A 22,723-nucleotide genomic window follows, 5' to 3' on the forward strand; every position below is an offset into this window, starting at 1 on the left:
AACTCAGCGGATAAGAAGGATCGGGATGTCCAGACCACACCAACCGGACGGCGTGGAGGCGGCCCGCGCCGCCGGCCGCGCTGAGGCCGAGGCGCTCTTCGCCGAACGCGACCGCCAGATGGCGCAGCGCCTCGACGAGCTGGACGCGTTGTACCGGGAGGGCGAGGACAGTCGTGTGCGCCTGGCGACGCGCTACGGCAGCGACCTCGAGAAGAAATGGGCTGCGGACCCGAACGCACCGCAGGTCGATCCGGTGAGTCTGCTCCACGCCTTTCTGGGCGAAGCCTTGCGGGACAGCGGGGAAGACCCGCAACTGGACCGGGCGGACGCGCTCGCGGCCGCGCACATGATCCGTCTCGCCCGGGCCGTCGCGCGAAACCTCGAGGCCAACGCTATGCGGCACATCGTGCGGCAGGGGGTGAGCTGGGAAGAGCTGGCCCACGCCCTGGACACCACCCCCGACGAACTCCGGGAGCAGCTGCGGCAGCAAGGAGCGAAGCCCGAAACCTGGAACCCGCTCGCCGCGGAACCCGGCCGGGACGGCGGCAACGGATGACCGGTCCGGAGAGCACGGGAATTCCTGAGGTCGACGCACTGATCGCCGCGCACGACGCGGAGCGGGACCGGCTGAACCGGATGATCGCGGTCAGGGGGGCCGAGAGCGCCGCGGCCACCGCGCGGGTGCGAGGCCTGGCCGAGCAGCAGCTCGCGGCCCGGCGACGCTGGAGCGCGGCGAAAGGCCTGTTGTCCAAGGCGCGACGGGACGGAAGCGCCGCCAAGATCGCGACCGCCCGCGAACGCTGCGACCAGGCCTACGCCGAGTTCGAGCGGCTGTCCGGCGCCGCGATCGCCGAGACGGTGCGGATCCACGGTGCCCGGCTCGACGAGCTGGGCGCGACGATGGCGCAGATGCGCCGGACCTGGGATGCCGGGTCGGCCGTCACCGGCGCGCTCAAGCAACCACGCGAAGGCACGCCTCCGGCCGAGGCCGGCCGGTGACCGCCGAGGTCGTCGCGCTCCGCCCCGTCGCCGCGGCCGCCGAGCGGGCGCTGGCCAAGACCGGTCGCTACCTGGACCGGTGCAAGCTCGCCGCGAACACGGTCAGGGCCTACCGGTGCCAGAACGCCGCGTACGTCGCCTGGCTGACCAGCCGGGCCGCCGAGCACGGCGACGCGTTCACCGACGTCGTCGGCGCCGAAGCCGCCGTCACCGCGTGGCGCGAACACCTGCTGCGCAAGAAGAAAGCCAGCCCAGCGACCATCAACCAAGCCCTCGCCGCGGTCACCCTGCTCTACGAGCATGGCCCGCAGCTGCGCATCAGCGTCAAACGCGCCCGTGTTCCACGCCCCGGCGAGCCCGACGCGCTCAGCTCCGCCGAGCAGGACAAGGTCGAACGCGCCGCGACCCGCCGCGGCGCCCGCGGCGAGGCGATCATCGCGGTGCTGCTCTACGCCGGCGCCCGGGTCGAGGAATGCGCACGCCTCGACATCGAGGACGTCGCGATCACCGCACGCACCGGCAGCATCCGCCTTCACGGCAAAGGCGACGAAGTCCACCACGTCCCCCTGCCCTCCGTCGCGCGGCAACGCCTGTCGGCCTGGATCGCCGAACGCGGCAACCACCCAGGCCCGCTGTGGACCGGGCAGCGCGGCGCGTTGACCATCTCCGGCATCACCCAGCTCGTGCTCGCCGTCGGCGCCGACGCCGGAATCCAAGGCCTTCGGCCCCACCGGCTTCGCCACACCTACGCCACCCGGCTCCGTCAAGGCGGAGCGGATCCCGCACAGGTCCAGGCGTTGCTCAACCATGCCTCCATCGAGACCTCGTCCCGATACTTCCGAGCCGGAAAAACCGAGCAAGCCACCGTCGTCGACACCGTCTTCGAGCAGTAGCCCGACAGGCCTGACCAAACTCACGAACTCATCGGCTGTTGCGCTTTGCGCTAACAATCGCGGCGCCGGCTGGTCCGGTCAGCGCTGGTGGACGCGGCGCTGACCTCTACGGTTTCATCGATGTAGCGTCGGACATTCGCCCGGATGCCCGGGCATGCAAATGATCGTCCTTCAGCTGCTGCTCGGTGCAGTCCGAACCCGAACCCGAAACCGCAGTCCCAGCAACGCCTCCGATCGTTCAACCAATCCCCACGGCCTTCGCACCTGTGCTGACCTGGCCAGTCGAGTCAACGGGTCGGGCCTTGCGGTCGACGGCTCAGCGTGTCTTGAGCGGCGGCTACGGCAAACGGTCGTTGAAGCGGGCCACTGGTTCCAGCAGTGCGTGGGGCTGTTCGTCGGGCCAGACGTCTCCGGGGGCGACCACCCGAATCACCGGCTCGTCCGCGTGCCGGTACGTCTTGATCTCGAACCGCCACCCCGACGACAGCACTCCTACGGCCGTCCGGAACTGGCGCAGTTTCCCGGCCGCTACCAGGTCGTCGATTAGTTCCACGACCTCCTCCGGCGTGCCGCTGGGCTTCGGGACGTCGACGCTTCCCGTGATCCCTTCGGTGACGACAGCCGCGCCGATGCGGACGCTCACCGGTTTCCCCGGCCATTGCAGGGTGCGGAGGGCGTCGGCGGGCGAGCCGATGGGTCCAGCCGGGCGCATCTCGACAGCCTCCGCGTCGACGGGGCAGCCGATCCGCTGACCGAACCGCAGTGCCATGGCGCGGGAGTTGCCCCACACGCGGCGTTCGTTGTGAGTTCCGACCGCGCTCCAGCCGATCGCGACGGCCTGCCTGACCGGGGCCGGGACGCTCTCGGGAAGCTCGCCGGGGTGGGTGACCTGATGCACGGTTCCCTACCGTAGCGTGCGTCGCAGATTGCCGACGCGTCCCGGATCCGGCGGGAAACCTTGTGCCCGTGATCGCGGTTGCGCCGATCGGCTGGAGTCTCTTTGTCTCGGAGCTGCCGAACGCTTTTTCGCCGGGGGCGGATGGCCTCCGACGGTCACGGCGTCACCCCGGACACGAGCCGCGTGACCGCGAATCGCCGTCAGTACGACTGGACGTCTTCGCCCGCGCCGGACGGGACGCGGGAGTTGGCCCTGGCGCGGCTGCGAACCCTGCGAGCGGAAACCGCACTGGTCTGAGCGCTCTGCTCGGCGACCATCGCCGAGGGGTCGTCGATCGACCACGAGGTGGAACCAAAGTCGTGAGACACCACGGCCAGCCGAATCGCCTCGAAGCCGATAGCCGTCGCCGGAGATAGCGCCGTGGGAATCTGGGGCGCAGGGCAAGAGTGAGGATCGCGGCGGCACTGGGGGCGCAGCGCACGCGGCCGTCGAGCGTCGCTGCGATCGCGTCGCGCACCGGGATCCAGCGCGTCGCGAGATCGGCTTCGGTGTCGTCTAGCTGGGCACGTCGGTCGTCGGTGCGGAGGTCGGCGGCGAGGTAGACATGGGTACGGCTGGCTGTCAGGGCGGGCAGCGGTTCCCACGTCGCGAGGCGCGTCAGCGTACCGGAAATGCAGGCTTCCTCCAGCAGTTCGCGCGCCGCCGCGGTCATGGGATCCGGGCCGAGGCCGGGCATTCCGCCGTCGGACGGGTCGACCCGTCCTCCGGGCAGTTGCCAGCAGGGCCCGGTCAGATAGTGGTGCTGTTCCACGATCAGTACATGACGCTCGCATACCACCAGGATCCGCACCATGTCCGCGGTGTCGACGGCGAGGTAGGGGCCGGTGCTGCCGTCCGGCCGGCGCACAGTGTCCATTCGAACATTCGCGAACGGGTTCGCCGCCGGTTCCCGATATACGAGCAGCTTCCACGGACTCGGCGGGATCATCGGGGTGCCGTCCCAGAAATGCTCAACCACGTCGGATCTCGAGAGTGTCAACGCTGTAGCCGCCGATGGCGTCCATCTCCCCCAGCACGGCCCGCAGCTGGGAGAGATGCTCGTCGGTGATCCTCGCCGGTGGCCGCTCGAACTCGGCGGCGAGGTCGTCCAGCCGTGCCACCGCGGCCGCGCCCCTTGCTGCGAGCTGGCCGGCAGCGCGGATTTCGGCCCGGGTCCGGGCGGCGCTGGCGTGCAGGACGGCATCGTGGAAAGCGCGGTGCGCACCGAGGCCGATCCCGGCCAGCGGGTCGAACTGCGAGCCGGGCGATGGGGTTTCGACGAGGATCGTCGCGGCCGCGAGCATCTCTGCTCCGGCCAGCGAGAGCGGCCACAACACCTGGCTCTCGGCGGACGGGCGGTTTCTACGCATGACAGCCATTCTTGACGATCTCCCGCGTTCCCGCGCGGTTTCGGCGGAGGGAACAGTCGGACACCGCGCTCGAAAAGCCGATGGCGTGGGAAGGTTGCCTGCGTGGAACCGCAGCAGGAAGGAGGATCGCCGATGAACGACGAGACGAAGCCGCCGAATGCGTCCTGTGCGGGGCTCGGCTAACACCGTTGCCGAGTGGATCCGCTTCCACGGCGTTCTTCAGGTGCTGACCGACCCCATGACCGGCGACGAGTTCGTGATGTGCCAGGACCCCACGGCGTGCCGGGCGTCATGCAGGCGACGGGGCTGGCCAGCTCGCGCAGGCACTGGGCAGCCCACCCCCGGCCCGGCGATCATGGCGTCCGGCTCGGCGTCACCGGAGATCCGGATCGTGCCGGTCGCGCGCACTGCCCGGTCGTTCTCGACCGGTGGGAGAACGTCGATCCTGAGGATGGTTGTCCTGGCCGCGGTCGTCGAGGACGTGCAGGCGCTCGAGGCGGTCGCCGAGTGCCCGCCCTGGCGGAGTCGGCCCGTCGACCTGGTGGACGCCGTGCAGCGCGCGGACGCCGAGCCTGCGGTTCCCCCTGGGGGCCCGGTCGCCGCCGCGGCTACCGGTTCGGCGCGGAACGCGCCCTCTCAGTCCGAAGCCGTGCGACCGCCGCGATCGTGCACACCAGGCCGACAACGAGCGCCACCCATCCCGTCACGGTCAAGCCCGGCGTCACGGGCAGCACCAGCACCGCGACGGCGAACCCGACGAGCCAGGTCCCCAGCGTGAAACCGAGGAAAGCCAGGCCCCGGTAGCTGCGTGCAAACTGTCCCGCGGTGCGGTCACCGAGACGTCCCCTCATCACCGCAGGCTAGCGGTGTGCTCACGCTCCGCAAGTCCCGCCACGCCTGCTCTCCCGATGCGTTCGCGGCTGATCTGTCGTAGCTCGAACCGCGCCGATGAGCAGCCAGTGGTGGTCCAGTGGCCACGGGTGCCGGTCCGGATCGTGGCCGAGCACAGCTGGTCCTACGAGTGGTTCGCCGGGCGCGAGGACGTCCGACTGCCCGCCACGGAGAAGAACACAGTCGCCGAACCGGCCGACTGAACGGCCACTGTCCTCATCGGACAGGCGATCGCAGTTCGAGCTCCCGTTCGCTTTTGGTCTTGGAGATAGACGTGGCTGACCGGCCTGGTCCCGATCGCGGTTCTTCCTGTGACCAGGACGTGTGGGTTCGGACTGCGCGGCCAGGCGGCGCACCGTTGGCGAGCACGACTTTCAGATGGTCTCCCACGAGAACGGGCGTGGACGGGCATCGACCAATTCGACACCCAGAGATTCGAGAACCTGCAAGCTCACGGCCGGCGTGACTGGCCGTGAGCTTGGTGGTTTCCGGATTCCCGGGCATCGCGGGCGTCTACCACACCCGAGCGCGCCCTGGCCGCCAAGTCCAGGTCGCGTGCTGTGCCCGCCAGCGGTGTCTCCCCGGCCGAATCCGGTTCGAACCTGACAGGTTTCGCGCCGGTCTTGCTGTTCCTGACGATGAGTTTCACTGTGTCGAGCGAGAGACCGAATTCGCGAGCGATCGAGTGTTGGGAGATGCCGTCGGCCTCCTTCGTCGCGATCAGCTCATTCCGCCGCGCCCGTGCCAGCACCGTCAGCTCGTCCTGATCGCCGCTTACCTCGACCCAGCGGCCTTTGCACTCCCGCATCCGGGCTTCCACCTGCGATTTAGTCGGCACACGACACCTCGCGTCGCGAGGGCGTGATCCGGCCTCCGAAGGACCCGCCGTCCGCTGGAGGGCGCGGAATACGCCCCCGCGGCCGAGGCCGAATCTCCGGCCGATCTCGCTGAGATCCATGCCGTTGTTTCGCATCTGCACGATCCGCAGGTCTCGCACCTCACGGGCCAGCACGGTCACCGGATCCTGGCAGTGGCTCACCCGCGCCCACTCGCCGTAGCACTCCTCGATCCGGGCTTCCACCTGCTCGCTAGTCGGCCGCATACGCCGCCCCGCGCGGGTCGACGCCGGAGCATCCGTGCCCCGGGCTGTCCTGGTCCTCCTCGGCGACCCGGGACGACACGGCCGACAAGGACGCGGTGGCGGTCGCCCTTTCCGTCGGCCGTGTCTCCCCGGAGGGCTCGCCCAGCGTGGTGTCGATCGGCAGGCCGACGGCGATCGGCGTCCAGGTGCTGATGATGCGCCGCGCTGTTTGGGCTGAGAGCCCGAAGCGGTCGCAGATCTCCAGCGTGCTCTTGCCGTTGGCACCCATCTGCGTGATCTGCTGGTCTCGCCGCGCCCGTGCCAGTACCGTCAGCTCGTCCCGATCGCCGCTCACCTGGGGCCAGCGGCCGCGACACGCCTTGATCCGGGCGTCAATTTCGTCGCTGGTCGGCGAGCGCCGCACCGCGACCCGCGGCGACACGATCGGCAGAGCCGCGATGGGGTGCGCAGTCCCCGCCGACCGTATCTCCCGGGTTGGATCAGCTTCCTGGGTCTTCAGGATGCCGTCCACGGCTGTGCGGGAAAGGCCGAATTTGGCGGCGATCATGCCCGGGAGCGATCCCTCGGCATTCGCCTCCGCGATCTGCTCGTCGCGCCGTTCCCGCGCCAGCACCGTCAGAGGGTCTTTGTCCATCCGCACCTTGCCCCACCGACCGAAACACGCCCTGACCCGGGCTTCCACATCCTCTTCAGTCGGCACACGCCACCGCCTCGAACAGGCGCGCGGTCCGACTTCCGTATCCCGGGTTGAAGCACCCCGCCTGGCAAATCCGCACCCCGCCGACCGGGTAGCCGCCAGGCCAGAATATGGCGGTCTCCAGTTCCTCGCGGCAATGCCGGTCCGGATAGGAATCGATCTCGGAGTGTCGCGGCTGCGGCCAATCCCACCCACGCACAGCGAACCTGGGGTACGCGTGAACAGTGCGGTCCTGGCGGCAGAACCGCACTAAATAGTGCTTGTGCGTCAACCACTCGCGTGGTACGGCTTTCAGCTGCTTATCGCAGGTGGTCAAGACCATGCAGGCAGTGTCGTCTGGCGGTCACAGCGCGTGAAGAGTTCTGGATATGCGCGTTCCAACGCGCATATCCAGGGCTTATCTGGCTTCTTCTGCTTCAGCCAGGCCGAGGCGGTATTCCGTGGTCCATTCCGCGTTTTGCTGATTCGGGGGAAGGCTCTCAAGGCCGGTCCGGAAGTGGTCAGCAGCCGTGGCGTGATCGTGCAGTGCGAGGTGCGCTAACCCTGAATTCAACAAGTGGAATGTAGGCGTCAACCAGTACGCAGTAGCTGGAGGCGGCACCTTGCCGGCCTCGTCGACCAGATCGTCCGCGTCGGCTAACAACCTTAACGCCGTGTCCCGATATCCGGAATCAGGACTCAGGGTGTGCAGGCGGGCATAGCCCTGCGCGGCCTGGATCGTGTCGCCAATCCGCTGCGCTACATGCGCACCTGGCTCCTCGAACGCACGGACAAACCACTTCACCATCGATGTCGGTCGACCCCGTTGCCTGGCAACGAATCCCTTGAAGTTCGACGCCTGAGCAGCGAGCGTGCCGTCGTTCGCGATCCGGGCGATGTCGCCGGCCTCGGTCAGCCACTCCACAGCCAAACGATCATGCCGAGCTTCCGCCAATAACCAACCGGCGAACTGCATATACTCGGATGTGACCGCCGACAGCTGCGGACGAGCGGGTCCGCGTACCTGCTTCAACAGCCCGGTCATCATCCGCGCCTGGCCTTTCGCCCCGGCCAGCATCGGTTCCGGTCCAATCAGATCGTCGACCCGACGCTGCGCAGCGAGGCTGGCGGCCAGCACGTCCACCGCGGCCGCGTCCATCAGGCCCGGATGCCGCACGGTCCAAGCGATCCGGTTGCGCTGATCCGAATTCAGCGGTCCAGTGTCGAGCGGATCGTAGACGGCCATCAACCGACCGTCGGCATTCAATGCTTTGTCCAGCCGATCGGCGGCCTCCTCAGGAACGCCTTGGCCGCCAGACTCGATCTTGCTCACGTTCGGCTGCGTCATGTGCGTCCGCCGCGCCAGCTCCTGCTGAGTAAGCCCAGCAGCAACCCGCAAGCGACGCAACACGTCGCCGAAGCTCTCGATCTCACCCATTGACGCCTCATTCACCCAGAGGTACAACCTGATCGTACTGAAACCTCGCAGATCAGCCGAGGTTTTCCGGACGACGCACACCCGGCGGTCCTCCGCGGTGAGCCTCTTCGCCCACTTCGGGTCGGCCAGGACTCGTTGCAGTAGCAGGGTGTTGACGTGGACCAGGCACGACCGGGCACGTTTATGCCTGCCCCCGGCGGCGGAGTCGTGCGGCGCGGAGGCGACGGCGCACCAGCTGGGCCAGCTCACCGCCGACTGCGAGACCGAGACATGGCATCGCGACCGCGCCCAGCACGGCGGGTGCTTCCATGGTCAGAAGGGGAATCGCGCCGTACACGATGACGGATCCGATGATGGGGCACAGCATTCCGGCGGTGACGTACCAGGAACCGGAATGGCTCGGCCGGCCGCCGCGGAGGATGCCGTGAAGTGCCCAGATCACGACCCCGGACACCACTGCCAGGGTGACGTAGGCGGCGGCGATCCGACCGACGAGCAGTTCGGCCGTGTCGTGTGACAGCGTCGATGTCGCCACTGCGCTCATGGCGAAGCCGAGCGCGCCGGTTGTGCTCACCCAGCGGTACCACTGCGGCTCATGTGCGGGAGGTTCCTGCGGTTTGGTGGACGCGTCGATGTTTGCTGGCATGTCTCCTCGCCTTCTTCCTGCCGTCGATCGGAGCGGCTGATTTCCTTGCTACTGATGGTAAGAAGGAGGAAGGGACGCGCTCGACGACGAGGCCGAGGACCTCGGGTGATCGGGTGAGAGGTCGGCCGGCACGCGGCGTGCGGGCGACCCTGTTTCATAGGCGGTCGCTTTGAAACACAGGGGGCAGCCGAGCGTGCGGCGACGGCAAGGCAAGGCTGGGCGCGGGCTACACTCGGCCGCCGGTCTGTGTTTTCCCCGCGGCTGCGGGGGTTGCCGGCCGCGCGCCTCTCGGGTGGCGACCAGCCCGGATCCGCTGCGGCCTGTTGTCCGCGCCTGCAGTTGGGAGATCCCATGCCCTTGCCCTCTTCGTCCCCGCGCGACCTGTTGGTCACCGGCTGGATCGGCGAGCATCCCCGCGACGGCAGCGACGTGGCGCACCTGCTGGTGGTCCCGCGGTCGTGGGCGATTTCCGAAGGCATGCCGCTGGTCGCGGACGCGCTCGGTCTCGCACCGCTGGCCGAGCACAGCGCCCTGGCACGGGTTCCTCGCGAAACGGCCCGCGTCGTGCTCGGCTCGTACGGGGTGCGGCTGCTCTTCGGCAGCAGCGGCGTGCTCTCCCACCCGGGCGACGGCGACTGGAAAGGCGCCGCTGCCCGGCACGGGTTCGTGATCGTCACCTGCGGGCAGGATCCGTTCAGCGGCGGCATCGACCAGCTCGACGGATACCTGGCCCGGCCGGGCCGACTGCGCATGGGCATGGTGTCCGTCGACGAGCCTGACGAGACCGGCCCGGCCGCGCCGACGTGGGCCGTCGTCGAGGGCGGAATCGCGGCGCTGGCCTCGGCGCTCCCGGCCACCGAGGACGACATCGCCCGGGAGGCCGAACTCGCCGGGCCCGTCGAGGAGTTCTTTCGCGCGCATGCCGAACCTGGCCGCGCGTACTCGATGGCCGACATCAGCGCAGCGACGGGGATCGACCCGCAGGATGCGTTCCCGTTGTTGCTCTGCATGGAGATGCTCGTCGAGCGCGGGGTGGTGCGCGCCGGGCCGCCCGCCGGCGGTGCGGGCCCGACGTGGCAGCGCTGACCTCGGTCAGTATTCCAGGCCTGGTCCAGTGCGACCCCTTTCACGACTCGCCGATCAGCGCAATCACGCTCGATGACGGCGCATGACGTCGTCCTGACCAGCAGGCCGTCCCGGGCCGCTCGTGCTGGCCCAGGGCACGAGCTTCGGACCGATCCCGCTCGCGGACGGCTCCCCGTTCGCCCGAGGAAGTACCCGAAACCGACCCCGCCGAGCAGTCCGAGGCCGGCGACAACGGCGGCGATGCCCGCGAACACGACGGCCGTGCGCGGGAAAGCGTGGGCCACGACCACGACGAACTGCGCCAGCACATAGCCCGCGACCGCCCATCGACGACGGCGGTCGTCGCGGTCGCGCGCGTCCGTCAGCCGCGTGTAACGACGTCGACCACCTGGTAGGACCGGCCTTGGCTGATGGCGACCAGCTCGCCGACGCGTGGAACGAGCGGCGCGGTGATCTCCGCGTATTCGATGCCGCCGTCGTCGGTGTGCAGGGTGTAGCGGATCTCGATCACGCGGGCAGGGCCTTCCGCTCGGCGGTCAGGGCCAGGTGCGGACGACGGTCTCGGGGGTGTCGAGGAACAGGGTCTGGGCGTCGTCGGTGATGGCGAGGCCGAGCCGGTCCGGGCCGGGTTTGGCGTGCTCGTGCCACCAGTCGTAGGCGGCGAGGGCTTCGTCCCACAGCCGCCGCGGCCCGAGTTGGCGGACGGTGAACGGCGCGGGGTCGGTCACATCCGCGTCGAGCCGGGCGTAGGAGCGGGTGATCAGGTCGTCGAGCTCGAGGACGTGCCGGCCGGGACCGTGCGCGTCCCACTCGACGACCAGGGCGACGTTCGGCAGCCGTGCGCCGATCGCGAAGCGCCCCTTCTCGGGGTTGAGCATCATGTCCAGGTCCTTGCCGCGCACGTCAGTTGCGGCGACCTCGGCGGCGGCGACGGTGTCGTCGTCGGGTTCCCAGCCGAAGAGGCTGCGCTGGTGGGAGCGCAGCCGCATGAACGCCAGGTTCCCGGAGAACCGACCGGACGCGATTCCGTCGGCGTCGAGGTCGAGGGTGAGCAGGGCGCCGTTGCCGTAGTCGGTGCCCCACGGGGTCACCAGCCGCCCGCCGGGGCGCAGCTGGGCCAGCCACGCCGGCGGCACGATCTCCCGCACCGAGGCGGTCGCGATGATCCGGTCGAACGGTGCGCCCGCCGGCCAGCCCGCAGCGCCGTCACCGGTGACGGCTTCGGCGGCGACTCCGGCCGCGGTGAGTGCCTGGCGGGCGGTCTCGGCGAGGGCCGGGTCGACCTCGATCGTGGTGACCTGCCCCGAGGGACCGACGCGATGTGCGAGCAGGGCGGCGTTCCAGCCGGTGCCGGTGCCGATCTCCAGCACCCGCTCACCCGGTCGCGGGTCGAGGGCGTCGAGCATGTCCGCGACGATGCTCGGCTGCGAAGAGGAGCTGGAGGGGAAGTCCTCGCCGTTCTCCGTGGCCGGTTCGCCCAGGTTGATCTGGGTGATCACCGGCGCGTTCGCCGCGACCGCGGCCTCCCACGCCGAAGGGTCGGTGCGGCGGGACACCGCGGTGAACCCCGGACCGTCGGGATCGTCGACCCAGATGGTGTCCGGGATGAACCCGGCCCGGGGCACCTGCTCGAACACGACGGCCCAGGCCGGGGCGGTGTCCGTGGTCATCTACTTGTCCTCGCCCGTGTCCTCGGAGTCGTGGCGGCCGCCGCCGGCGTCGTCGACGTCCTTCGTCTTCGACGGGTCGAACGTGCCCTGCCCGTCGCCCTCGGCCTTGTTCTCGTGCTTGGCCATGCCAGTCCAGCCTCCCGATCCTCGCGTTGCTGCGCTGTTCGATCACGTCCACCCTGCGCAGGCCCGGCCGGGCAGCGCAAGATCCGACCGAGCGAACCCGGGGCCAAGCAGACATCACGCGCCCCCGCTGGGACATCAGCGCGGCCATGATCGTGACCTCGTCCCCCGATCTGCAGCACCCCGCGGCCGCGGGCAGGGCGGCCCCGCTGCGGCCCCCGGTCGTGGCGGTCACCGCCGGACTCCGGCGTGCACGGGCATTTCCATCGACAGCGGAGTGTCCAGGTCGCAGCACAGCTGCCCCGACCACAGCAAGTGGTAAGCCACCGGCAGCACCGCGATCGGATCGCCCACCCGCTCCACGCCCTCCCGCAGCGGCCTCGGGCGCGAGAACACCGTGCGCAGCGCCCGGACCTCGGCCGTCGCGGGCGGCCTCGATGGCGAACCGCGGGCCCCAGCCCACCGTGGCCGCTGCCCGTGCCGTCGTCTCGAACGCGGCGCGGTCCCGCGGCTTGATCCGCTCGGCCGGCCGGACGTCCAGCAGCAGTGCCGAGCCGTCCGCGCGTCGGGCACCCGGTCTGTGCGTTACCGGGTTGAGGTGACCTCGGTGAACGGGCCTTCGGCGTTGAGCAGGAAGGGCCAGACCTGGACGCCCTCGTAGTCGTGGATGCTGTCCGCGTTCCTGCGGCGGTCTTTCGAGCTCATGCGGTAGCAGCCGTTCCCGGCCTTCTGGTGCATCCACACGTCCCCGTCGAGATCGGCCATCTTCGCGGGAGGCGGTGTCGGCAGCTCGTCGCCGGGCGCCCAGGTACGGCGGTGCGGTTCCCGCAGCCGCCGCAGGATCGCGATCAACTGCCGCGCCACGATCAGCCGGTCCTCGGACGACAACCCCGTGCCCAGCGCGAAGGACGTCGCGCCCCACAGCTTCGCGTCGTTGTCCGGCGGCGTGTTCGCCCGGCCTGTCTGCACTCGCTCGACGAAGTCGGCGGCCTGCCGGGCGGCGTCGGCGGCACCGGCCGCCTTCAGGTGCGCAAGGACCTGTTCGTGCAGGCGGGCGTCGGTGTCGGAGGTGGTCATCGTGATCCTTCCGGGGTTGGTGTGCTGGTCAGTTCGGCGGGTTCGGCGCAGCGCGGCGAGGGTGGACCCGGAGCCGGTGTCGTGCTCGCCGCGGCGGCGCACCGCCAGCTGCACCGAGCTGTACCCGGCAGCCTCCTTGGGCAGCTTGATGTCGTAGGTGATCTGCCGCCACTCCGCCCGCCGGCGGGACGGCCATCCGCTTGGCCGACCTGCGCTTGACGTCGGCCTCGGCGGCCTGGTCGAACTCGAAGATCGTCGACAGGTCCATCCGTACGAGATGGCCCACCTTAGTGAGAAACCTCGCCACTTGGCCCCAGGCGCGCGCTGAGACCGGCCCAGGTGATGAACTGAGACGGGACAACTGTCCGCCGTCAACGAAACCGAGCCATCTGCCACCGATTCGAGCCAGGCGGCTCAGGCGGTGGCAACCGACGTCCCGCAGTGCCGGGGTCCTCTGCCACTCGATGTGAGCCATCGCAGGTCACGACGAGGGGATGGCTCGGGGTGTCGCTCGCCAGTTGTTTTGAGGCGTTGAACCATCCTTGACCTGCGGTGCCTCAGGTCATTTGGCAGACGTAGGCTTCCTCGTGTGCCAGTTTTTCCGAGGCAACTTTAGGTATTGCTGGTAGGCGTCACGTGTTTCGTCATCCTCGGGTCCGGCTACTCCCGCAAGCCCGATGCTCCACGGCCTCAGCTTCTCGCCATCTAGGTCGTCGGGTGGCGTGCGCTGGCGGTACTCCTCGACCCAGGTGTTCAAAGGTCTGTTCCGTGCAGGCGTTCCGTTGGTGAGCCCGTTAGTGGCAGTGATCGACCGTTGCCTCAGACACTCTGGCAGTACCTCAACTCATTTGGCAGAGGACACGGGGCAACTGGCGACGGACAACAACCCTTGTCCTGTCTCGCTGAAGATGATGTCGTTGTGCTGGTTATGACCTGCACGGACTCAGTTTGATCGAGCCCCTTCCCGGACGGGCTGTCCCGGCGAATGTGATGCCGGCAGAATTCTGGGCAGGCAACGCACCGAACGCTCGGCCAGATCCTGGGCTCCGCCGCACCGGCCGTTTTCGCTGTCCATCCGCCGTGCGTTCCCAAGGACGACAACGCACCAGAGGCAAGGTCGATGCGGGCAGTCGTCAAGAGCCGCAGTGACCTACCGGCACCGTCGAGCAGCAATTCGAGGCAGCGATCGCCGGCGCGGGGGTGTCGCCCGCGGCGGGCCCGGAAGAATGAGTACGAGTCGCCTGGACCCCGGCGGTCATTGAACGAATTCTGCGTGGTCGATGATGTCGACGAGGGCGTCCATGCAGATGAAGACCTCGTCTCCGTAGTTGTCAGCCTGGGTGGCAGTCCGCAGCAGCTTGTACAGCTTCGCGAGCTGACATTCAAACCGGACGACAACGGACTCCGGCGAGTTCATCGGGGAATCCGTCGCGTCAGGGTGCATGACCGGTTTGATGCGAAGCTCGTCCAGCTTCGCGAGCATGGTCGCGGCCCGATCTCTGATCAGGCCGTCCGGCGCCGCCTTCACGGGCCAGGTCCGGAACTCCAGGATCAGGTGCCGGGTTTCGTGGACGAGGAGATCCATCCGTTGCCGCACCGCGACCCCGGTGACGCCGCTCAGCGCCTGGTCGATCGCCGGGGCGGCGACGCCGGCATCCTCGGCGGCTGCGACGGCGAGCGTGATCAGCTCGCCCGCTGTCCGCCGGACATCGTGCAGCGCGGCCAGGTAGGCGAGCGCGGCAGCCTGCCGCCCGGCACTGTCGAGGACGGACTCGTCGAGCGGGCTGTGTGGTGGCTCGCCCTCGCGGAGGCCGGACAGCTGCAGAGTGTGCTGCCAGGACAAGGCGCGGACGGCCTCGCGCAGCTGGGCGTCGTCGTCGTCGGTCGGCTCCCGCCGGCTGATGGTCGTCATGCTCGAAGCCTTTCTCCCAGACTCTGTTGACAGCAAACGCGGGGGCTCGATCGAGGCGCGCAGCGGGGACTTCGACGGCCTTGCCGAGTCCCCTTCGTCGGGAAGTTCCGCTGGCCCTTGTACACCGGGAACGACCGCACCGGCGCAATCCGCTCGAACGGCGCGGCCGCCGCATCGCCAAGCGGCAACCGCACCTCGCCGTCCTGGTCGTCGACAAACACGACGTCGAACCCAGCGGTCCTCCCACCACGGGCGCCGCGTAGCCCGCTCCTTGCCACCCTGCGCGCTCCCGTCGTCCGATCAACGCAGGATGCGATCTTGGCAGACCTCCCGGCATCACTTTCGTGAGACCCGCATCAGATGCGTGAGACGCCGCATCAGATTGGCCGCGCTCGCATCAGGTGGACTGAGACAGGACAACCCTTGTCGTGGCGCATTCATTCTGTCCTCCAATACGTCGCGCTGACCTGCGGTTGGACAACTCATTTGAGCCGGGATCGAGGCGGTGGGGCTCAGTCATGCTGGCCTTTCTGGGAGCATGCGCTGTTCGCTCCGGGGGTGTCATGGCAGCGCGCTCAAGGCGTGGTGCCCGTGTTTCGGGAGCCAGTCGCCATAGAGCCAGCGTTGCAGCAGGACGGGCTCTGGCGAGCGCGGGAGTTCGCGGGACGATTCCCATACCTGGTTGAGAATGTGGCCGAAGATTCCCTCGGCGTACCTGGGGATCGCGTCTGGCCACGTGCGGCGGTACTGCTCGTTCAGCACTAGCCAGGCAAGCGCGACAGCTTCGGGATAGGCCGCTGCGTAGGCGATGTCCTCGTGCGGGAAGTAGCCGAGCCCTCGGCTGAAGTTGTTGTTGTGGAGTAAGCGTTCGACACGTTTTCTGATGTGCGGCTGCACCTGGTTGCGCTCGTTGTGGGTGACGATGTGAGTTTCGGCGAGGGACACTGCGATGTTGGCGTCCGGGCCGTGGCGCCGGACCATGCGCAGGTGTCGGCGAACGGCTTGGGTGACTTCCGGTGCCGTGCGCAGGTCCAGCTGCTCGGTGGAGATAGTCCGGCCCGGCGGGCCGATCCAGCGGTAGTGACGCAGGCAGGCCCGCTGGGTATGGGTGGGCCACTGCTGGATCCAGGCCCCGCCCGGCCTCCGGCTGGCTGCGCAGCTGACGCAGGCTGGCCGGGGATACCCGGGCCGGCGAGCGTCGATGTGACGGAGTTCGGACCGCGAGGAAATGCGTTCTGGCCTGTTGTGATCGGCTTCTTCGGGGACGGGGAAGGTTCGGGCGAGCTGGCCCGGGGCGTAGCCGGTCAGGAGTGCCAGCTTGTCGCGCACCGACATGGCGATCTCCCGATGCCGAACCCGCCGGGGGAACTGGTCCTTCCCGATGAGCAGCAGCGTCAGGTCTCCCAGCGGACGGTAGTTGAGCGCGGCGAGACGGGACACGAACGACTCGAGCGTTTCGCGTGCGAAAGGGCGGTCCACCAACGGAAGCCGCCGGATTCGTCCTGGGGAGACCGGCGTGAGCGTCATGGTGTCGCCGCCGTTCCCCGCGGTGCGGAGTCGATGCCCGGTGTTGCGCGGGGCTGGTTCGCGGCGGCGTAGTCGAGCGCGACCCCGGCGAGATGGGATTTGGTGATCTTCTCGGTGCCGTCGCGGATCGCGCGCATCGCGGCCGCGCGAATGAGGTGGGACAGGCTGCCGATCATCCCGGCGGTGCGCAGGTGGAGGTACTGGTCCAGCCGGGCCAGCGCGCCCGGCCGGTGCTCGGCCAGCCGCAGCGCGCTCTCCAAGGTGATGATCAGGGCGCGCCACTGCTGACGCTGGAGTTTGGTGCCGTAGGCGAATCCGGTGGTGGGGATCGGGGTGAACCGGGAGGCGAGCTGACGACCGCGGGTGCCGGAGAACAGCCCGATCCTTTCGACGTCGATCCCCGCGTAGACGAAGGTCGCCGGGATCCGCTCGGCGAAGTACTTGAGCTGGTCGGAAACCTCGGCGCCGGACCGCGTTCCGAGGTTGAGGTTGTGAATCTCGTCCACGATCACCAGGCTGGTGCCCGCGTCCGCCAGGACACCGCAGACCGAGTGCACCACATCGGCCAGGTTGTTGCGCGCTCCCAACGGCAGCGCGAGGAAGCGGGCGAACTCCACCGCCAGCATCCGCGGCGTGGCGGCGGGCGGAACGGTGAGGTAGACGACCGGGATCTCCGGCCCGCTTTGTGGATGACGGCGGCGGACTCGCAGTTCGTGGGCGCGGCCGAGCTGGGTCACCGCGGTGGTCTTGCCGGTCCCGGCCGGGCCGAACACGGCCATGCCGCGCCTCGCTCCGGCGAGCTGGCGGCGGTTGACCAGCATCAGCTCGTAGCCGGTGTTGATGACCTGGGTGACCATCGGAGTGTTCACCACGACCAGTTCGGAGTGGTAGTCCAGCCGCAGCGCCTGGTGCAGCTCAAGTTCCAGGTCGTCCATCCCAGCCCGCTCGTCGGCGGTGAGCAGCGCTGGCGGCTCGGGGGTGTGGTGGACGAACCGCTGCCAGCCTTCCCGCGTGGTCAGCGGTTCGTGCGCGTAGTCGGCGGGGTGCCGGTCGTTTTCGTTGCTGTTCACCACATCCGCTCCGCTTCCGCGTGGGCGTCGAAGATCCCGAACGGGATCACTTCGCCCAGCTCGTCGTCCTCGGCGGCGAGGTTGTCGTCGATTTCCGGTTCGGGTTCGCCGAGCGGCGGGACGACCGTGAGCGGCGGTCGGGGATCCGGTGGGCTGGCCATTCCGCGCGCGACCGCGCGGCGGGTGCTCGCCGAAATCCGGTCGGCTTTCCGCTCCGCCGGTGCGGGACCGGCGCCGACCCGGGTGAGCAGTTCGTCGAGAACCAGGGCGATCGCGGCCTGTTCGGTCGCGTTCCCGCCGCGTCGGGCGAGTTCGGCGCGGGCGGCCTGCCAGGTGAACTCGGCGAACGGCGCGGTCACCAGGTCACGGTGAGTCCAGTGCGCGGTGATCCACCGGCCGTCGTCGTGGTGGTTGCGGACCCAGACCTGGTTGCAGTCGTAAGGATCGTGGTGGACTTCCCAGAGACCGCGCTTGCTGGTGATGCCGGAGTGCTGGCGACGGTGCGGGTTCAGCGCGTCCGCGTCATAGGTGCGGTGGTTGATCCGGATCCCGTAGTCGTTGATCGCCCGCCAGGTCGCCGGGAGCAGCTCCAGGTAATCCGTGCCGGTCAGCGGCAACGGCAGATATCCGGCCGACGCGACCAGGGCGGCATACATCTCGTTCGGGCTGGCCGCCCGGCCGGGCAGGCGCGGGTGGCGCAGGCCTTCGTGCGGCCTGTTCTGCCATCCGGCGACGATCCACTGTTCGACCAGGTCGGCCAGATCCGGCAGCAGCCAGGCACCGTCGACCGCGCGGCCGCGGCGGGTGGTGTTCGGCCCGGTGTACCCCGCGGCGTACTGGCTGAACAGGGTGTTGATCGACCCGAACCCGGTCTCGACGTTGCCCTTCTGCCACGGGGAACCCTTGTGCGTGGGCTGGAACGAGATGCCCAGCTTGTCGCAGGCGGCGATGAACGTCGCAGAAATGAACACCGTGCCGTGGTCGCAGACGATGGTCTCCGGCACGATGACCGGCCGTCCGGCCGCGCCGGCCAGGCGGGGGTCGACCTCGGCGAGCTGCTCGTGCGGCAGCACGGAGGCCCGCATCCCCAACACAGTCGGCCAGTTCGGGCGCAGCTGTTCCGGGACCAGCATCCGCGCGAGCAACAGCGCCGCGTCGACCGCCTTCGTCCCCGCCGGGCGCAGCGCGATCGCGCAGATCGAGCGAGTGGCGACGTCGAGGGCGTAGGTCAGCTCGGGGCGGACGCTGGTGCCGTCGTCCAGCACGGTCATCACGTCCAGCGGGGTGGTGTCGATCTGCACCAGGTCGCCCGGCCGCAGCGCGGTGATCGGCGTGAACGGCCGCTCCGGCCGGTTCGCCAGCGACCGGCGGGTGGTGGCCTGGCCGAAGGTGTGCTTGCCGGTGGTCATCGCCGCGACCAGCCGGTTGAACGTCGCCTTCGACGGCAGCACCATCGCTCCCGGCCCGTGCTCGGCGTCCAGCGCGTCGCGGACTCGTTTGCGCAGCCGGTCCCGCGTGCCGGTCGACGTCTCCGTCTCGGCTGCGATCGCCGCGGCGATCGCAGCCACCAGGCGCTCGTCCGCGCGGCCGTAGGGCGTGCGGGTGCGCAGCAGCCGTTGATCCAGCAATCCCCACAGACCCTGCGCGCGATAGCGGGTCCTCATCCGGCGCAGGGTCCGCGTGGACACCGGTTGTCCCGCCGCGCTCAGCTCGTCGGCCTTTCGCTGCTCCCGCTCCGCGAGAGTGGTGGTTTCCGGGTCGAACCCGGGGCGCGGCGGCGCACTCTCCGGCGCCTGCGGAGCGCGGCCGGTCACCACCTCCACCACGTGCTGCTCCCAGCGCCGGGCCGCCTCCACGGCCGCCGGAGGCAGCGCGTCCAGCATCCCCAGCGGAGGCAGCGACGGCACGGCCGCGTCCGTGCCGACCAGGGTGAAGTCCTCGGCCGCCAACAACGTCGGCAGGGTGACCACCCGGGTCCCGCCCAGCACGCTCTCCAGCCGGATCGCGACCCCGTCGATCTCGCCAACGAGGTGCGTCTCGCCGAAAGCGAACACCTCATCGCCCACGCGCACCACGTTCCCGGTCACCGGGCGACCGCCTTCTGGCCGCAGCGAACCCGCATCTCCATCGTCATCGGCGTGGCCAGCTCGCACTCCAGCTGGTGACGCCACAGCAGGTGGTAGGCGATCGGCAGCACGGCGATCGGGTCGCCGACCCGACGCACACCCTCCAGGAACGGGCGCGGGCGGCTGAACATGGTGCGCAGCGCCGGGCCGCGTGCCTCCCGCGCGGCCTCGGCAGCGAACCGGGGATGCCGGTACCCGGCCAGCCAGCGAACGTTGGCCAGCAGCACCGGATCCGGCGCGTCGACGACCTCGTAGTCCCAGCCGACTGCGGCGGCGGCCTCCGCGGTGATGTCGAACGTCGCGCGGTCGCGGGGCTTGATCCGGTTCGCGGGACGGCAGTCCAGCAGGACACCGGTGCCGTCGGACCGGCGGGCGAAGAAATCCGGCGCGTGCGAGCGCCACCGCCGGACACCGGACGCGGTCGCCTCGGGCCAGAACAGCCACATCGGCTGGCTGGCGTAGCCGGTGATCTGCGGATCGAAGTCCAGCAGCATCGCGTGCTCGCGCTCCAGCCACGACTCGAATCCGACGTGCCCGCCCACCGTCGCCGACCAGTACAGGCCCGGGAAGTTCCGTTGCCCCTTATAAGAAGGAAACGACCGGACCGCGGGCGTGGCCTCGAACGCCACCGCCCCGGCGACCTCGGCCAGCGGACCGCGCTGCTCGACGCCGTCAGCGTCCAGCCAGGAGACCTCGAATCGCTCGGCGGCGACCGGCGCCGCGCCAGGGATCACTCGCATCCGCCGATCCAACCGTCTCACCCCCGATCCGCAGTCACTGGCCACCTTCACTGAGTCACCGACCTCCTCCGGCCACCTTCAGCGATCCCCGGCCATGTCGACCGAGCCCGGACAAGCAGCGGTCGCCAATCCTTCGCTCTCAAGATCAACTTGTATTCGATAACGGTAGTTATCGAAAACAGGGTGATCGATCTTGTCTAAGTTAGAAAACTCTAACTCAAAGTTAGAGTTTTCTAACTTAGACCTGTACGATGATGATCATGACGACGATTCCCTCCGGGCCCGGTCACGGGCCGCAACAGCCCAGGTTGTCGCTTCGCAGCTGACCTGGCGGTGACGGTGGCGAGTTCTCAGGGGAAGTGGCGAGGAAGATCGCCGCATGGTGCCGATGACGCGCCCCGGCAGCTAGGAGGCATTCCTTGACCAGCTACGACGAGCAGAAGTGGCGCGAGCGCAGCGTCGAGGAGGGCTGCCGCGAGGCCGAGGCGCGGGTGGCGGACACGCGCGCCACCGTCGTCGGCTGCCAGGTCGCGGCGGCCATCGGGTTCCTGTTGGTCGTGGTCACGGCATATGGGTTCTTCGGTGATTCCGTGCCGATGCGCGTCATCATCACGCTGCTGGGCAGCGTCTTGATCGGCTTCGGGCTCGACACGGTGGGCCGGATCCGCGGGCAGCGGCAGATCGCGCAGTGGTGGCGGACGTCCCTGGAACGGCCGATGCCGACCGACGACGATCCAGCCGTCTGATCCATGCAGGAGGAACAGGTGGGACGACCGGAGGACTTGGAGGCGGTGTTCGTCGCCGAGGACGGCGTCGAACACCGCGTGCACTGGTCGGCCACGATGGGCGCCCGGATCGGGTTCGAGTCGTGGGTGGAGCGGGACCCACGTGGTCGCGCTGGATTTCGACCCGAGCGGGAAATCCGCCACTTCAAATGAGGAACGATGAGCGATGACGACACCACCCCCAACTGGCGGCCCGCAGGTCAACCCCGGTCAACCCCGCCACAATCAACTGGAAGCGACACAGGTCGGCGGAAGACCGGCGGCCGGCGCTGCCGGCATCGCTGGACAAGCAGGGCGAGAACGACGAGCAGGACGACGACTGCGAGGATCACCGGCCATGACCGACGTGTCCCCGGAGCCGGACGAGGCCCGCGACCCGGCTCCGGGCGGCGGAGGCGTCGTGGCCGAGCGTCCCCCGACCCCGCCCGCCTTCCGCCGCGGCGACCCGCGGCGGGAGGCGGCCGCCGACCCGGAGCGGTGCGAGTTCTGCCAGCGTCACCCGCGCAAACCGGCCCGCCGGGGCGGCGGGCCGCGTCCGAAGCACTGCGATCACGTCTGGGGCCAGGACCACCGCGGCAAGGACGTCACCTGCGCCCGGCTCGACGACGCGCTCGACCTGTGGCTGGCCGCCTACGGCGGCACCGGCCCGTTGTCCCGGCACGACGTCGGCGCCCCCGCCCGCCACCTCGCCGACCTGCTGGCCGCGTCCGAGGCCCTGGTCGCGGCGCTCGACCCGGTGCGCGGCGACCTCGACCGGCTCGACGAGCGGCTGACCGGAGAGGTCGCCCAGGCGCTGGTCCGCGCCGAGGACGCCGCCGCCGACGCCGACCGGGCCCGCGGGGAGGCCCGCGCCGCCGAAGCCGACCGCGACGCCGCGCTCGCCGCCAAGCAGGCCGCCGTCGCCGACGCCGCCGAAGCCCGCCGCAGCGAGGGCGCCGCCCTGGTCGAACGCGACCAGGCGGAGGCCGCGCGAAAGACCGCCGAAACCAGGGAGAAGGACGCCAACACCCGAGCCGGGGCCTCCCTCGACGCCGCGAAGCACGCTCAGGAATCGCTGTCGGCCGCCAACAAGAACATCGCCGAGCAGGCCGAGAAGATCGGCCAGCTGTCCGCCGCCAACGCGCAGCTCACCGCCCGCGCGCAGCAACTCGCCGCCGACGTCCAGGCGGTGCGCGACCAGTTGCGGCAGCAAGCCGCCGATGCCGCGGCCGAGTTGGAGCAGGAGCGCACCGCCGCGGCGGCAGCGCTCGAGCGTGTCCGCGCCGACACGGCCGCCGAACTGGCCGAGCAGCGCCGGGCCTTCGAGCAGCAGCGCGAGAACGCGGCCGGGCGGATCGCCGACCTCACCGGCCAGGTCTCCGCGCTCTCCGCCCACGCCGAGGACGCCAAGGCCGCCGCCGCGCGGAACCAGGCAGCCGCCGACGGCCTGCAGCGCCTGCGCCGGAACCTCCTGCTCGTCGTCGCCGAGATCGGTCCGGACACCGACACGGCGCAGGTGAAGGACCGGCTCGCCCGGCTCGCGGCCGACGAAACCCCGACCGAGCACGACCCCGGGCAGGAACAGGACGAGCCTTAGCAGTCGTCGCGGAAGCCGCGTCGCCCGACGATCGCGAATACACGCAACACCCCCGCCGTTTCAAGACCACAAGGACCCT

The 22,723-nt window shown here is 69.5% G+C and carries 26 protein-coding genes and 1 pseudogene; 9 read left to right on the forward strand and 18 right to left on the reverse strand.

From position 1 onward, the window contains the following. The first annotated feature begins 25 nt into the window (after positions 1-25). The 3 genes from BM362_RS31470 to BM362_RS31475 are packed head-to-tail and all read left to right on the forward strand — an operon-like array spanning position 26 to position 1,892. On the forward strand, positions 26-556 hold the full coding sequence (locus BM362_RS31470; protein ID WP_143132525.1) for a hypothetical protein: 531 nt from the start codon (positions 26-28) through the stop codon (positions 554-556). Then, a complete protein-coding gene (locus BM362_RS47760) occupies positions 553-999 on the forward strand; it encodes a hypothetical protein (RefSeq protein ID WP_167545513.1) in 447 nt (148 codons plus the stop codon). The genes BM362_RS31470 and BM362_RS47760 overlap by 4 nt, the downstream gene beginning before the upstream one ends. After that, positions 996-1,892 carry a tyrosine-type recombinase/integrase gene (locus tag BM362_RS31475; RefSeq protein WP_167545514.1) on the forward strand — a complete coding sequence of 299 codons (897 nt, stop codon included), beginning with the start codon at positions 996-998 and terminating at the stop codon, positions 1,890-1,892. Before BM362_RS47760 ends, BM362_RS31475 begins: the two co-directional genes overlap by 4 nt. A gap of 337 nt (positions 1,893-2,229) precedes the next feature. On the opposite strand, the gene BM362_RS31480 is transcribed toward BM362_RS31475, so the two are convergent. Further along, positions 2,230-2,790: a hypothetical protein gene (locus BM362_RS31480; protein WP_093575595.1), complete on the reverse strand. Its 561-nt coding sequence runs from the start codon at positions 2,788-2,790 to the stop codon at positions 2,230-2,232. 141 nt (positions 2,791-2,931) lie between these two features. Between BM362_RS31480 and BM362_RS49450 the strand changes: the two genes are divergently transcribed. Next, a complete protein-coding gene (locus tag BM362_RS49450) occupies positions 2,932-3,087 on the forward strand; it encodes a hypothetical protein (RefSeq protein ID WP_244287352.1) in 156 nt (51 codons plus the stop codon). A 220-nt stretch (positions 3,088-3,307) separates the two neighbouring features. Here the strand turns inward: BM362_RS49450 and BM362_RS50755 are convergent. The 3 genes and pseudogenes from BM362_RS50755 to BM362_RS31495 form a co-directional block, all read right to left on the reverse strand. Continuing rightward, positions 3,308-3,778 (reverse strand): annotated as a pseudogene (locus BM362_RS50755) (NUDIX domain-containing protein); the annotation flags it as partial. A 22-nt stretch (positions 3,779-3,800) separates the two neighbouring features. Continuing rightward, the gene (locus BM362_RS47765) at positions 3,801-4,199 is read right to left on the reverse strand and encodes a hypothetical protein (protein ID WP_167545516.1); all 399 of its coding nucleotides are present in this window, start codon (positions 4,197-4,199) and stop codon (positions 3,801-3,803) included. A gap of 608 nt (positions 4,200-4,807) precedes the next feature. Further along, positions 4,808-5,050: a hypothetical protein gene (locus tag BM362_RS31495; RefSeq protein ID WP_093575598.1), complete on the reverse strand. Its 243-nt coding sequence runs from the start codon at positions 5,048-5,050 to the stop codon at positions 4,808-4,810. Positions 5,051-5,161: 111 nt separating this feature from the next. On the opposite strand from BM362_RS31495, the gene BM362_RS50070 reads away from it, so the two are divergent. Further along, on the forward strand, positions 5,162-5,293 hold the full coding sequence (locus BM362_RS50070) for a hypothetical protein (RefSeq protein ID WP_280142754.1): 132 nt from the start codon (positions 5,162-5,164) through the stop codon (positions 5,291-5,293). Positions 5,294-5,541: 248 nt separating this feature from the next. On the opposite strand, the gene BM362_RS31500 is transcribed toward BM362_RS50070, so the two are convergent. The 4 genes from BM362_RS31500 to BM362_RS31520 form a co-directional block, all read right to left on the reverse strand. Next, a complete protein-coding gene (locus tag BM362_RS31500) occupies positions 5,542-6,171 on the reverse strand; it encodes a hypothetical protein (protein ID WP_143132527.1) in 630 nt (209 codons plus the stop codon). A gap of 7 nt (positions 6,172-6,178) precedes the next feature. Next, positions 6,179-6,805: a hypothetical protein gene (locus BM362_RS31505; protein WP_143132528.1), complete on the reverse strand. Its 627-nt coding sequence runs from the start codon at positions 6,803-6,805 to the stop codon at positions 6,179-6,181. Positions 6,806-7,286: 481 nt separating this feature from the next. After that, on the reverse strand, positions 7,287-8,306 hold the full coding sequence (locus tag BM362_RS31515) for a helix-turn-helix domain-containing protein (protein WP_093575806.1): 1,020 nt from the start codon (positions 8,304-8,306) through the stop codon (positions 7,287-7,289). Between the two features lie 181 nt (positions 8,307-8,487). Continuing rightward, positions 8,488-8,952 (reverse strand): DUF4149 domain-containing protein, encoded by a 465-nt coding sequence (locus BM362_RS31520; RefSeq protein WP_093575602.1) that lies wholly within the window; start codon positions 8,950-8,952, stop codon positions 8,488-8,490. A 351-nt stretch (positions 8,953-9,303) separates the two neighbouring features. Between BM362_RS31520 and BM362_RS31525 the strand changes: the two genes are divergently transcribed. Beyond that, positions 9,304-10,038 (forward strand): hypothetical protein, encoded by a 735-nt coding sequence (locus BM362_RS31525; protein WP_093575603.1) that lies wholly within the window; start codon positions 9,304-9,306, stop codon positions 10,036-10,038. Between the two features lie 361 nt (positions 10,039-10,399). On the opposite strand, the gene BM362_RS47770 is transcribed toward BM362_RS31525, so the two are convergent. The 10 genes from BM362_RS47770 to BM362_RS31565 all read right to left on the reverse strand — a co-directional run bounded on the left by BM362_RS47770 (position 10,400) and on the right by BM362_RS31565 (position 20,283). Then, complete coding sequence (locus BM362_RS47770; RefSeq protein ID WP_167545518.1) at positions 10,400-10,549, reverse strand: hypothetical protein; 150 nt, start codon at positions 10,547-10,549, stop codon at positions 10,400-10,402. Between the two features lie 25 nt (positions 10,550-10,574). Beyond that, positions 10,575-11,708 carry a methyltransferase domain-containing protein gene (locus BM362_RS31530; protein ID WP_093575604.1) on the reverse strand — a complete coding sequence of 378 codons (1,134 nt, stop codon included), beginning with the start codon at positions 11,706-11,708 and terminating at the stop codon, positions 10,575-10,577. Beyond that, positions 11,709-11,834: a hypothetical protein gene (locus BM362_RS50075; RefSeq protein WP_280142755.1), complete on the reverse strand. Its 126-nt coding sequence runs from the start codon at positions 11,832-11,834 to the stop codon at positions 11,709-11,711. 228 nt (positions 11,835-12,062) lie between these two features. Continuing rightward, positions 12,063-12,185 (reverse strand): hypothetical protein, encoded by a 123-nt coding sequence (locus tag BM362_RS50080; RefSeq protein ID WP_280142756.1) that lies wholly within the window; start codon positions 12,183-12,185, stop codon positions 12,063-12,065. Between the two features lie 231 nt (positions 12,186-12,416). After that, complete coding sequence (locus tag BM362_RS31540) at positions 12,417-12,908, reverse strand: hypothetical protein (RefSeq protein WP_143132529.1); 492 nt, start codon at positions 12,906-12,908, stop codon at positions 12,417-12,419. Between the two features lie 1,255 nt (positions 12,909-14,163). Further along, on the reverse strand, positions 14,164-14,820 hold the full coding sequence (locus BM362_RS31545; RefSeq protein ID WP_093575607.1) for a hypothetical protein: 657 nt from the start codon (positions 14,818-14,820) through the stop codon (positions 14,164-14,166). A 561-nt stretch (positions 14,821-15,381) separates the two neighbouring features. Then, positions 15,382-16,347, reverse strand: coding sequence for a TniQ family protein (locus tag BM362_RS31550; RefSeq protein WP_093575608.1), 966 nt, complete (start codon positions 16,345-16,347; stop codon positions 15,382-15,384). Then, positions 16,344-17,417: a TniB family NTP-binding protein gene (locus tag BM362_RS31555; RefSeq protein ID WP_093575807.1), complete on the reverse strand. Its 1,074-nt coding sequence runs from the start codon at positions 17,415-17,417 to the stop codon at positions 16,344-16,346. Before BM362_RS31555 ends, BM362_RS31550 begins: the two co-directional genes overlap by 4 nt. Next, complete coding sequence (locus BM362_RS31560) at positions 17,414-19,504, reverse strand: Mu transposase C-terminal domain-containing protein (protein ID WP_208865400.1); 2,091 nt, start codon at positions 19,502-19,504, stop codon at positions 17,414-17,416. The genes BM362_RS31555 and BM362_RS31560 overlap by 4 nt, the downstream gene beginning before the upstream one ends. Then, positions 19,501-20,283: a TnsA-like heteromeric transposase endonuclease subunit gene (locus tag BM362_RS31565; RefSeq protein ID WP_093575609.1), complete on the reverse strand. Its 783-nt coding sequence runs from the start codon at positions 20,281-20,283 to the stop codon at positions 19,501-19,503. The genes BM362_RS31560 and BM362_RS31565 overlap by 4 nt, the downstream gene beginning before the upstream one ends. Positions 20,284-20,702: 419 nt before the next feature. Between BM362_RS31565 and BM362_RS31570 the strand changes: the two genes are divergently transcribed. The 3 genes from BM362_RS31570 (at position 20,703) to BM362_RS47015 (ending at position 22,644) form a co-directional block, all read left to right on the forward strand. Beyond that, positions 20,703-21,029 carry a hypothetical protein gene (locus BM362_RS31570; protein WP_093575610.1) on the forward strand — a complete coding sequence of 109 codons (327 nt, stop codon included), beginning with the start codon at positions 20,703-20,705 and terminating at the stop codon, positions 21,027-21,029. 18 nt (positions 21,030-21,047) lie between these two features. Beyond that, positions 21,048-21,221: a hypothetical protein gene (locus BM362_RS47775; RefSeq protein ID WP_167545519.1), complete on the forward strand. Its 174-nt coding sequence runs from the start codon at positions 21,048-21,050 to the stop codon at positions 21,219-21,221. 184 nt (positions 21,222-21,405) lie between these two features. Next, the gene (locus BM362_RS47015; protein WP_093575612.1) at positions 21,406-22,644 is read left to right on the forward strand and encodes a coiled-coil domain-containing protein; all 1,239 of its coding nucleotides are present in this window, start codon (positions 21,406-21,408) and stop codon (positions 22,642-22,644) included. The last annotated feature ends 79 nt before the right edge of the window (positions 22,645-22,723 follow it).

Source organism: Amycolatopsis rubida, from assembly GCF_900115345.1.
Lineage (GTDB): Bacteria > Actinomycetota > Actinomycetes > Mycobacteriales > Pseudonocardiaceae > Amycolatopsis > Amycolatopsis rubida.